Source organism: Streptomyces lushanensis (assembly GCF_001700515.1).
Classification (GTDB): Bacteria; Actinomycetota; Actinomycetes; order Streptomycetales; family Streptomycetaceae; genus Streptomyces; species Streptomyces lushanensis.
The window spans coordinates 1-11,733 of sequence record NZ_MAUD01000017.1; the positions used below are offsets into that span (position 1 = coordinate 1).

General features: G+C 69.5%; 8 protein-coding genes. All 8 read right to left on the reverse strand.

Annotated features, from left to right (window positions below; translation table 11 throughout):
- A partial coding sequence (locus BFF77_RS01350; RefSeq protein WP_066942905.1) for an Ig-like domain repeat protein occupies positions 1-1,359 on the reverse strand: 1,359 nt, incomplete at its 3' end.
- 163 nt (positions 1,360-1,522) lie between these two features.
- A complete protein-coding gene (locus tag BFF77_RS01355) occupies positions 1,523-2,539 on the reverse strand; it encodes a substrate-binding domain-containing protein (RefSeq protein WP_066942907.1) in 1,017 nt (338 codons plus the stop codon).
- Positions 2,540-2,695: 156 nt separating this feature from the next.
- Positions 2,696-3,718: a substrate-binding domain-containing protein gene (locus BFF77_RS01360; protein ID WP_141698327.1), complete on the reverse strand. Its 1,023-nt coding sequence runs from the start codon at positions 3,716-3,718 to the stop codon at positions 2,696-2,698.
- Positions 3,719-3,972: 254 nt separating this feature from the next.
- On the reverse strand, positions 3,973-6,486 hold the full coding sequence (locus BFF77_RS01365) for a hypothetical protein (protein ID WP_066942911.1): 2,514 nt from the start codon (positions 6,484-6,486) through the stop codon (positions 3,973-3,975).
- Positions 6,483-8,228, reverse strand: coding sequence for a phosphate ABC transporter substrate-binding protein PstS (locus BFF77_RS01370; protein WP_245703030.1), 1,746 nt, complete (start codon positions 8,226-8,228; stop codon positions 6,483-6,485). The genes BFF77_RS01365 and BFF77_RS01370 overlap by 4 nt, the downstream gene beginning before the upstream one ends.
- A complete protein-coding gene (pstA, locus tag BFF77_RS01375) occupies positions 8,225-9,490 on the reverse strand; it encodes a phosphate ABC transporter permease PstA (protein ID WP_079124716.1) in 1,266 nt (421 codons plus the stop codon). Before pstA ends, BFF77_RS01370 begins: the two co-directional genes overlap by 4 nt.
- A 99-nt stretch (positions 9,491-9,589) precedes the next feature.
- A complete protein-coding gene (gene pstC / locus BFF77_RS01380) occupies positions 9,590-10,552 on the reverse strand; it encodes a phosphate ABC transporter permease subunit PstC (protein WP_245703032.1) in 963 nt (320 codons plus the stop codon).
- Positions 10,553-10,836: 284 nt separating this feature from the next.
- Positions 10,837-11,229 (reverse strand): hypothetical protein, encoded by a 393-nt coding sequence (locus BFF77_RS01385; protein ID WP_211280127.1) that lies wholly within the window; start codon positions 11,227-11,229, stop codon positions 10,837-10,839.
- Positions 11,230-11,733: the final 504 nt, after the last annotated feature.

Here is an 11,733-nt window from a genome sequence, read left to right on the forward strand (position 1 = left end):
GACACCGGCGGCGACACCGGTGGTACGGGCGGCTCGGACGGCGGCAGTGGCAGCGGCGGCGGCGGAGACGGTTCTCTCGCCTCGACCGGTACCGGTGTCGCCGCCGGTGTCGCCACCGGTCGCACCGTCCGTCGTGCCGCCGTCCGTGCCGGTGGAGTCACTCGGCTCGGGGCTGGGCTCCGGGTCGGCCTCGCCGGTGGTGAAGGCGAACGCGACACTGTGGCCGCCTTCCGCGTCCTCCGCGAGCGTCAGCGTGTGGTCGCCGTCGGCGATCTCCTCCGGGACGGTGAAGTCGTAGCCCTGCACGATGCCTTCGGCGTCCGCCGTGGCGTCCTCGAAGGCCTCCTCGCTGTCGGAGAGGGAGACCTTCACCGTGGCGTCCGCGGAGTAGCCGCGGGCGGTGATGGCGACCTTCTGACCGGCCTCCAGGGGCGGGTTCTCGCCCAGCGGGTTGCCGTCGGCGTCGACGACCTCGAGGTCGGCGGGCACCTCGGGGGAAGGAGAGCCACTGGGCGACGGCGAGCCCGACGGCGAGCCGGACGGCGTCGGGCCGGTCTCGTCGACCGTGTAGCCGCTGATCTGGCCGGACGAAGCGGCGTAGGTGTCCGGGTCGGCAGGGGTGAACTGGGCCCTGATGTCCTGTACGCCCTTGGTCAGCGCGGACGTCTTGATCACCGCACTGCCGTTCGCGACCGTGGCTGTGCCGAGTTCGACCGGCTCGGCGGCGCCGCGCACCGAGGTCAGGGTGATCTCACCGGTCGCCGCCGCGGGGGTCACCGCCGCGGTGAAGGTCACCTCCGTGCCCTGTACGGGATGGTTCTCCGGGGACGCCGTCAGCGTGACGCTCGTGGCTTCGGCCTCGGCCACCGCCCAAGTGGTGCCCGTGATCTTGATGTTCGTGGTGAAGAAGGACCGGGGCAGCGTGGCGTCGAGAGGATTGATGCAGTCGAGCCTCAGTTCGTACGTGCCGTTGTAGTTCCCGTCCGGGAACCAGCCGGTGAGAGCCTTGGAGAGGGTGAAGAGAACAATGCTCGCCGGCATGTCGGTGTCGATGGGCCCGGCGTCGTAACCACCCGCCTTCACCTCACCGATCCTGAACTCCTTGGGATCCGTGGGATGAACCACGAAGAGTCGCAGCACTTGGCCCTGGTTCGCCGGGCAGGCCGCGTCGGTGGACATGTGCGGGCTCAGCGGATTGTCGGTGATGCTGCCCGAGGTCTTGCTGAGGGTCAGTGCCCCCAGTCGGCCGGCCGCGCTCGCGCCGGCCGCGGCGCCGAGCACGGCGGCGGCGGCGCCCAGGAGCAGGGCGCAGCACATCAGCAGCGCCGGAAGTGTTCTCGCTCGCGCGAGGCGTGTCATGGTCGTAACTCCTAGTGGGTGCTCGGCACGAGGTGTCGGGCACAGGGCGGGGCACAGGCATGGACCACGGTGTGTGCGGTGCCGGTGCCGAATGGATACGGACATGCCGCCGGGCCGGGCACCTGGTGGGTGCCCGGCCTGGTGCGGAGGACAGGAAGAGTGATCAGAACTCCCCCGTCAGGGAGGTGCCGCCGCAGAGGGCGGCGGGCGGGGCGAAGGCGTACGCCTCGATGACGTCCATCGAGGTACAGATCTCAGAACCGGGACCGACGAACGTGTTGGCGAGATCCGCGTCCCTGGTCGCACCACCGGTCAGCTTCGCGGTCGGGACCACGATGTAGAGGTCACGGGCGAACGGGAAGGAGGCGTTGAGCGTGCCGATGGGGGTGCGCGGCGAGGCACCGTTCACCCTGCCGAGCACCGTGTCACCATGACGGTCCGTCACCACGCCGGTGGTCTCGGCGATGTACTGGGCGACCGAGTACGGGGCGATGTCACCGGCGGTGTCCAGCGCGGTGCCGTCGTTCTCCTGGAACGACGTGTCGACACACGCACCGACATCGAGGTCGCCCATGGCGAGTTGCCCGAGCAGCAAGTTCCTGATGTTGGAGCCCGGTGGCGGCAGCAGCGGAGTCAGGGTGACACCGTTGAGCGTCCTCTTGGCACAGGTGTAGACCGCGCGCAGGTCGGTGGAAGTCAGGTTCGGACCGGGGGCGGCGTTGAGCGGGCTGTCCGAACGGACGGCGAAGGTCAGCGCGTCCCTGGCGAACGGTATCCAGGTCCGCCGGGAGGTCGACGTGCTCCGCGGGCCCCGGTCGGCGCGTACGAAGTCGACGCACAGAGCCTCGTTGGCGGCATTGACCCGCCAGGCGAGAAGCGCGGCGTCACCCCCGTTCGGCCGGGGAATCACGCAGCCGGTGGGCCGGGTCCGGACGGTGGCGGACCCCGTCGCGTCGTACGAGGCGATGAGCTGGTCGTCCGGAACGCCGTCCGGGTCGAAGACGACAGCCTCGGCCAGGCCGTTGAAGAGGTCCTGTGTGGTGGCGGAGCCCACACCGACGAGCTGGCGGAACTCGGTGGGCGACGGCGGGTCGGCGGACGCGGGAGTGATGAGCAAACTCAGGCCGAGCGCCATGGCGGCGGTGGCGGCGGCCGCCCGGACAACAGATGTGACCTTCATTCGGTGCTCCTCCTTCGCGTTCGCGGTACGTCAGCCGGCCCCGGGTAGGTGGCCGTGGGGCCGGGCACCCGATGGGTGCCCGGCCTTTGTGCGGTGGTGAGTGCTGCTGCGGGAAGAGCCGGGACGGAGGCCGGGATCAGCGTCCGCCCCGGATCATCAGCGCTCGCCCTTGATGGCGGTGGCGCCGCAGTCGCCGCCCAGGAGGCCGAAGCCGTAAGCGGTGATGACGTCGGTCTGCTGGCACACGTCGGAGCCCGTGCCGACGAACGCGTCCTTCAGGTTGGCGTCGTCAGCGGTGGCGCCGCCGTCGATCTTGGCGGTCGGGACGACGTTGTAGACGTCACGGTTGTAGGGGAAGCTCACGTTGAGCGTGCCGTCACCGTTGCGCGGCTGGACACCGCCCACCGGAAGGAGAACCGTGGCACCGTGACGGTCCGTCACCACACCGCTGGTCTGGGCGATGTACTGGGCGATGGAGTACGGGGCGATGTCACCGGCGGTGTCCAGCGCCAGGCCGTTGTGCTCCTGGACCGTGCCGTCGACGCAGGAACCGACCTGAGCCTCGGTGACACCGATCTTCTCCAGGAAGAAGGTACGGGTACCGGAGCCCGTCTGCGGCAGCAGCGGCGTCAGGGTGACACCGTTGAGCGAACGCCAGGCCGGGTCACAGGTGTAGATGAGCTTGAGCTTGGCGGTGTCCAGGTTCAGCGGCGCGGTGGACGAGTTGAGCGCGCTGTCCGAACGGACGGCGACGGTGACCGCGTCCTTGGCGAACGGAACCCACGTCAGCAGGGTGGTGGTCAGGTTCGCCGGACCCCGGGAGGAGCGGGCGAAGTCGATGCAGTTCTTGGTGGTGCTGCCGGCCGGGGCCGAGAGGTCGGCGCGCAGCGCGTCGATACCGGCCGAGGAACCGTTCGGCCGGGCGATGGAACAGTTGACGGCGCGCGTCTTGATGGGCGAGGGGCCCGTCGCGTTGTACGACGCGATGGTCGGGGAGGTGATGACATCGCCCAGGCCGTTGACGACGTCCTGCGTGGTGTCAGAACCCACGCCGACGAGCGTACGGTACGGAGCCGGCGGCGGGGGCGGGTCGGCAGACGCGGGCGTGGTGAGCAGGCTCAGACCGAAAGCCGCGGCGCCGACAGCGGCGGCCATGCGAATACGGGACTTGACGTTCACTTCTGTTCTCCTCCGTGAATACGGATTGCGAGCAATGGACGGTCAAGAGGAATCCGGATTTCGTTGCTGCCGACCCGTCGGCCGACACCGTGAACAGTTCCGTATCCCCCCACCGGAGAACCACCAACTCCGTTGAAGGAAAAGGTTACGAGGGCATTTCCTAGGTGACTCCTAGGGAATTCACCCGTGGTTACGCAGAATTCCCGGAGGGCAAAACGCCGCTCCGGGAATTCCGGGGCCACGGTCCCGTCAGCTCATCCGGAGCCGCCCGTCGCCACCCGTCGTGCCGAGAGCCGCAGGAGTACGGGACCTGCCAGCGCGGCGAGGCCGCCCGCCACCAGCACGCCGAGCAGCACCCAGCGGACGATGCCCAGCGCCTCGCCCGGGGTCAGTCCGCCGGAGGAGGCGAGACCGCTGTTCGCCGGCCCGGGACTGCCCGAGCCGCCCGTGCCCGCGCCCGGCGCGGCCGACGGATCGGGCGTACCGCCGCCGGCTCCGGTGCCTCCGTCCGTCGCTCCGCCGTCCCCGGCGCCCGCCGTGGTGCCCGAGCCGTCGCCGCCGGCGGATCCGCCGGGCGCGGCAGCGCTGCCGCCGGCGCTGCCACCGGCGATCGAACTCTCGTCGGACGGCGAGGCGTCCGGGTCGGCCGGCTTGCCGCGTTCGAGCAGGGCGGCGGCGGAGACCGCCTGGTCACGCATCGTCTTGGGCATCGGCGCGTACCCGGGCGGCAGCTCTCCGGGCGTCAGGCCCGGCGTCTGCCCGCTGCTCGCCGCGTACCGGATCAGCCGCGCGTAGTCCTGGCGGACCTTCGCGGGCTGGTCCAGCGGAGCGACGGCGTAGGCGACCGCTGTCAGCGGATAGGCGCCGCCCGTCGCGGTGGCCGGAGTGGGCGCCTTCACGCCCTTGACCGCCGAGTCCGGCATCCGGGCCACGGCCTTCAGCAGGGCGTCGGAGGTCGGCTTGACGTACACGCCGTCGGCATTCGGCAGCGCGGCGACATCGAGTCCGTAGCGGGACGCGGACGCTGCGTCGACAATGCCGTACGCCTTGCGGCTTCCCGGGACGGCGTCCGACGCCACAAGCTTGATGCCGCTGGGAGAAGTGCTGTCCTGAGCGGGAATGAAGGTCGCTCCGCTGGCACCTCGCCGGACCCTCAGCGCTCCGTTGTGCAGGTCGTTGGAGTAGGGCGACCTCTCCTGCTGCCCGTACGAGATCTTCAGCGTCGCACCTTCACCGAGCGCCAGCGACACCTCGGTCTCGGTGGGGTCCGCCTTCGGGAAGTCGATCGGTGCGTCCTTGTCGAGACCCAGCTCCAGGTAGGAGGGATTCACCTTCGTGCCCCAAGGATCCGGCTTTCCCTGGAGGAATTCCCTGGCGTCCTTGTCGGACTGGAGGTAGCGCCAGACAAGAGAATTGAGATCCGAATTACCAGCCTGAAGGAGTATTCCGTCGGGCCCGATCTGCGGCGCCGTGGGACGGTCGAAATACGGATTCAGCTTCATGAATTCCGGATCGACAATCAGGGACAGCGCATTTCCTTGAAGGTGGTCGGGAACCGGATGCTGGAAGCTGACGAGCCGGATGTCGTACGGATACGAACCGGTCAGCAGCTTGGCCAGCAGCCGTGGACTGAGCTTGAGATCATGCACCTGTCCGGCGCCGTCGTCCTCCCAGAAGAAGCCGACCGTCAGAGCGCTGACGGCCACGGGAGCGTGCACGACGTCATCGCCCTCCACCGGCGCCACGGTGATACCCAGCCCGGGCGAAGTGGGCGTGGGATTCGCGATGAGTCCCCGCGCGTAGTCCTCGCCGGCCTGGCTGAAGGTGAACCGTGCGTCGGCGCCCGAGCACAGTCGCGTCTGCCAGGACGTGATGGCGTCGGTCAGCAGCTCTGACCCGATGACGCGGCGCTCCTGCTTGTCGGCGGCACAGGTATTGCCCACCGGTCCGAAGTCCATCGGGAAGACGATCCGCTGGTCCCAGTTGGACTGGCTCAGTCCGGAGGTCTTCAGTCCTGTGCCGATGTCGGAGGAACCGTCCGGATCGTGTGTGCCACGGGGGATGACGACCAGCCAGCACCGCCGTGGCGTCGTCCGCCCGGCTGCCGGATCGACCTCACCGCACCCCAGATGAGGCGCTTCGAGCGCCGTCTTGACCTCGAAGACCGCTTCGCCACTGCCGTCCGGCCTCGTACGCAGCCAGGGCTGGGTGTTCGTGTCGTTGTTGCTGAAGTACGTCCAGTCGGTGACCGCGTCAGTCGGTTCTCCCACCACCGGCCGGAACGGTACGAACGGGTTGCCGCCGTCCTTCGCCTCGGTGTACTCGGTCTCCTGCGGGTCCGTGCCCTTGGGCAGCGCCCGCAGGCCCATGAAGCGGTCGCCCACGCTGATCGCGCCGAACTCGCACTGCTCACGTTCGGGGCCTGCGGGATCCTCTCCCCAGCACTGCATGATCTGGAGATAGTCCATGTACTTCATGGACGGTGGTGTCTCAGGACCCTTCCAGGTCACCTCGACGCCCTGCGCACGCAGGTTCTTGGTCTGGTGGACCGTCACCTCGAGGTCGGAGAAGTCGTCGTATGGGCCCTTCTTGCCGCTCAGCGTCATCGCGGAGTCCTCCGCGCCGGCGTCCGCCGCCCGTATCTCGGGCGCCTCGGCCGCCTGGACAGGTCCGGACGGCAGCGGTACGAGGGCCAGCACAAGGGCGCCGGCCAGCGCGCCGAGACCGGTCTTCACCCGCCGGGAGACGGGCATGCCGCGCACGCTCATCCCGATCCCTCCCTGCGGCGTGTCCGCGCGGCCAGCGCGCGTGCCGTCAGCGGCGGGCCGATGATCACGCCCACGAGCAGCAGGGCGGAGAGCGCCATCAGCGCGCCGCGCAGCCCCGACGCCTCGCCGGAGGCGAGGGTGACCGGGTTCGCGACGACCGAGGAGTCGCCGCCGCCGGACGTGCCGACATCGGTGATCAGCTCGCCGGTGTCCGGGTCGATCGTCCCGCCGGAGGCGCCGCCCGCCGCGGCCGGGTCCTGGGAGCCGGACGCGCCGCCCGAGGCACCGCCCGAGGCAGCCGCTCCGCCGGTGCCGGCCGAGGTGCCGCCCGTACCGCCGGTCGCCCCCGTACCACCGGTGCCGCCGGTTCCGCCGCCCGAACCACCGGTGCCCGAGCCGCCGTTGGCGCCCTGCGCCGAGGGCTTCACCGGCGTGGGCTGGTCCTTGGCGCCCGCGGTCCCGGTGTCGCACTGGGTCCCGCCCTTGCGGTCGCACGCCTTGGGCTGCGGAGCGTTCTTGGCGAGCGTGTTGGTCCCGTCCGAGGAGAAGGTGGGATTGCGGCAGGAGTTGATGTTGACCTTGTCCTTGGGCGCGCCCGGGATCCGCTTGACCTGCTCGAAGCCCGCCAGGACCAGGTTCTTCGGCAGCGGCGAGTAGCCGAGTTCCTCGGCCATCTGCTGGCCGTCGCAGAGGAAGTAGTTGGCGAAGGTGCCCAGCGAGAGGCCCTTGGCCTCGGTCATCGGATTCTGCTCACCGGTCAGCGACGTGGGAATGATCATGTAGCTGTAGCTGGAGAGCGGATACGACCTCTTGTCCTTCGACCGGTAGACGCCGTCGAGGATCTGGGTCAGATAGTTGGTCGAGTTCTTGTCCGAGTTGATCCTGGCGTCGAGCAGGGCCACGGCGACGCTGGACGCGGTCGGCTCCACGTAGTAGTCCGAGTCGTTGAGCACCTTGGCCACCGGGAAGCCGGTCGCGATCGCGTACGAGTACTCGACATAGGTGATCGCGCCCTCGGCCTGGCCCTGCTTCACGAAGCCCGAGACACCGAGGGATCCGGACTTGGCGATCGTCGACGTACCGGGCACCACCGGGAAGTACGAGGTGAGACCGCACGGCGTGGCACGGCCGGCCCGTCCGCAGTAGTCGTTCCAGGTCGAGCTGTGCTCCTTGGCCAGCCAGGTGGTGAGCTGCGCCGTGGTACCGGAGCCGTCGGAGCGTACGACCGGGACGATCCGGCGGCCCGGCAGGGTGAGTCCGGGGTTGTCCGCCCTGATCTCGGGCGCGTTCCACATGGTGATCTTCGAGGTGAAGATCTTGGCGAGGACATCGCCGGACAGCCGCAGATTGGTGACCCGCTTGCCGCCGATCTTCAGGTTGTACATGAAGGCCGTACCACCGGCCACGATCGGCATGTAGGCGTAACCGCGCTGCGGCGGGACATCGGTGACGCCGCCCTCCTTGAGCCCGTAGGGGATCTCGGAGACACCGAAGTCGACCGTGCCGTTCTTGAACTGCTCACGGCCGTTGGACGACCCGGTCGCGGCGAAGTTGACGGTCATACCGAAGTTGGAGGCGACGTTGCGGCGCCACTGGTCGAGCGCGTTGGCGCTCCAGGTGGAGCCCGCGCCGTTGATCTTCGGATAGGTCACCGCCCACGCGGGCGGGGGGCCGACGGCGAGCAGCGCGCAGAGCAGCGCGGCCAGCCCCATGGCCAGACGGGAGACGGTCGCGGGTCTCACGGGGAACTCCTGAAGGGTGTGGCGGAGGGTGCGGCCGGCTTGTGGCCGTCCGTACCGGTGCGGGTGCGGGTGGCGAAGCGCTCGGCGTCACGGCGTGAGGCGAGTACCCGCCGATGGGTCTGACGGCGTGACAACTGGCCCGGCGCGCGCCCGCCGATGATCCGGGCGGCGATGAACAGCAGCAGCACCAGGGCCATCAGCGTCGCCGCGGTGCCGAAACCACGGGCGATCATGTTCGGTTCGGGCGACTTGACGAACTCGAAGGTGGCCAGCGGCAGGGACACCTGTGAGCCGTCGAACGGATCGGCGTTCATCTCGGCGCTGAAGCCCGCCGTGAGCAGCACCGGTGAGGTCTCACCGACACCGCGCGCGGTACCGAGGATCACCGAGGTGGTCAGGCCCGAGCGCGCGGTGGGCAGCACCACGTGCCAGGCGGTGCGCCAGCGCGAGGTGCCCAGTGCGTACGACGCCTCGCGCAGCGTGCCGGGCACCAGCCTGATCACCACGTCGGAGGCGCGGATGATGATGGGCAGCATCATCACGGACAGGGCGAGGGAGGCGGCGAGGCCGGACCTGTCGGCGCCCAGGGTGAGGATCACGGTCGCGTAGATGAACAGGCCCGCGACGATGGACGGGAGCGCGGTCATGGCCTCGACGACGGTGCGGACGAACCGCGCGAACCGCCCCGGCACCTCGTTGAGGAAGACCGCGCAGAGCAGCCCGGCCGGCACGGTGAGCACCAGCGCGATACCGATCTGCTCCAGTGTGCCGACGATGGCGTGCAGAATGCCGCCCACGCTCAGCGGTTCGAGCGGGCCCGAGAGCTTCATGTCCTCGGTGAAGAAGTTGAGGTGGGGCAGCGCCCTGCGGCCCTCCCAGAGCGTGTAGACGATCACGAAGGCCAGGGCGGCGAGCAGGAGCAGGCCCGCGGTGCGGACGACGACCCCGGCGAGCCGGTCCCGTACGGTCGCTCCGTCCTCGTCGAAGGAGACCAGCAGGGCGTACAGGCCGAGGAAGATCACGTACCCGACGCAGGCGAAACCGACCGCGCCGTTGAACGGCAGCAGCCATACGAAGAGCAGCGCGGTCAGTCCGACGGCCGCACCGGCCGCGCCCAGCAGCGCATAGGTGTCCGTGGCCCGGCCCAGCGCCAGGGAACGCCGCCGCTCCCCGCCCGGCTCGGCGGGCCGCGGCCGGCTCGCGGGCAGCACGGTGCGCCGTTCCGCCGTGACGGACGGCGGCGTCTCGGGTGCGAGGGTCATAGCGGGTGAATCCCTTTGAGAGTCAGGCAGGGGAAGGGGCGCGAGGCGGGCTGCGGACCGACGGCCGGACGGGGCCGGTGAACCGGCTCGGTCACGGCGCTAGGCGTCGCTCGCCGCGCCGGAGCGGCTGCGGGCGACGATCGAGGAGGCGGCGAAGTTGACGATCAGGGTCATCACGAAGAGCGCGAGGCCGGCGGCCATCAGCGCGGACATGGCGAAGGGGCTGGCCTCTCCGTAGCGCAGCGCGATCAGCGAGGAGACCGAGCTGGTACCGCTCTGGATGATGTGCCACTGGATCACGAAGACCGGCGAGATGATCAGGTAGACGGCGATCGTCTCGCCGAGGGCCCGGCCGAGTCCGAGCATGGTGCCGCCGATCATGCCGCCCTTGCCGAACGGCAGGACGACGCTGCGGATCATTCCCCAGCGGGTGGCGCCGAGCGCGTAGGCGCCCTCACGCTCACCGGCCGGGGCCTGGGTGAACACCTCACGCATCACCGAGCAGATGACGGGAGCGACCATGAAGCCCACCACGATGCCCGCGATCAGCGTCGAGGAGGTGTAGACGGTCGCGGTGGAGAGCGGATCGTTCGGGTCGACGCCGACCACGCTGAGCGGCGGGAACCAGCCCAGGTAGGTGGCGATCCAGCGGGCGGTGGGGATGATGGCGCCCTCGAAGAAGAAGAGCCCCCAGAGTCCGTAGACCACGCTGGGCACGGCCGCCATCAGGTCCACGATGCTGATCAGTGTGGAGCGGATACCGGGCCGCGCGTACTCGGAGATGTACAGGGCCGCGCCGACCGCGAGCGGCACCGCCACCACGATCGCCACCAGGGCGATCAGCACCGTACCCACCATGACGGCCGCGATACCGAAACTGCCCGCGTCCGGTTCCCAGGACTCGGTGGTCAGGAAGGACCAGCCGGCCCGGTCGAGCGCGGGCCAGGCGCGGTACAGCAGAAAGCCGCCGACCAGCAGCATGACGGTGAGCACCAGGCCGCCGCCGCCTCGGGCCACCCCGCGGAAGATCCGGTCGGGCAGCCCGGGGTCGGCGTACAGCACGCGTGAACTGTCGACGGCCGGCATCTCGCCGGAATCACCGTCGAAAGGCCCACCGGTCACCCCGGCGGCCACAGTTCGCTCCCTTGTTCGTCTCAGCACACCCCAGACGCTCACGGGGCGCGGTTGACACGTGGGCACCTTCCCGTGAACGAGGGGCGTCCTAGAGGCAACTTCCGGTTACGAACGTGTGCGAGTGGCGTGCACAGAGGTGTGCGCGGCACCAGACTCCTGTGGGCATGAGGACCGGATCAGCGCCTCCGCTCCACCGGATCGGCGCTTCAGCTTCAACGGCCGCTCCACGGGAACTCGCCGCTCTCGCCCAACTCCCGCAGCAGATCGCGGAAGCGGGCGTACGCGGCCCTGCAGGTCGAGTACCGCTCGTACGAACGGGCGGACTCGATGGTGCGCTGTCCGACCTCGTTCCTGACGATCCACATCCAGCCGTTGTTCTCCTGCGTGTGCTGGACACCTCCGGTGAGGACCGCGTGTTGTCGGCAGACCTCCTCGAAGGAAGCACGGCACCGCTCATAGGTGGCGAAGGCGATGGCCGAAACGGCCACCACCCGCCCGTTCTGTGCGACGACGCGCCATCCGTAGCGGCCGTCGGCGTCGATGTCGGTCTGACACCGCACACCGGCGGCGCTCCGTAATCTCCCGGTCTCATCGGGCGATCCCATGTCCCCACCCCTGCCACTCGTCCCAGTCGCGCCGCGGTTACGGCCCTTGGAGCAGCAGGTGCAACCTAGTGAGACGTTGGTGACACGTGGGATTCAACCGACTACCTGACGGGATGATTCGCCAGGAAGTTGCCCCTTGGTTACGGCAAGGCCACCAGAAGACATCGGGAATAAAGTGGGAAACCGTGATCTTCCGCAACGAACTACGCGCGTCACACCGGGCGGGAGAGCCCGGTGTGACGCGCGTTCGAACGCACCCCGACGGGCGTCCGGTTCAAGGCCCGGCGAAGGGCCGGGGCGGAAGGCGCGCGTGCCTCGGGGAGCGCCTGTGGGACCGGTTCCTCTCGACCTGACGGGACCTGGGTGCCGCCCGGCCGGCTTCGTGAGCCGCTCGCGACGGTCCAGGCCCTGTCCGGCGGATCTTCGCGGGTCCGCGACGCCCGGCACGGCACCCCGCCGCGTTGTCGGAGTCGTCCGAGTACGGCCGGGCCGTCGACGACGCCG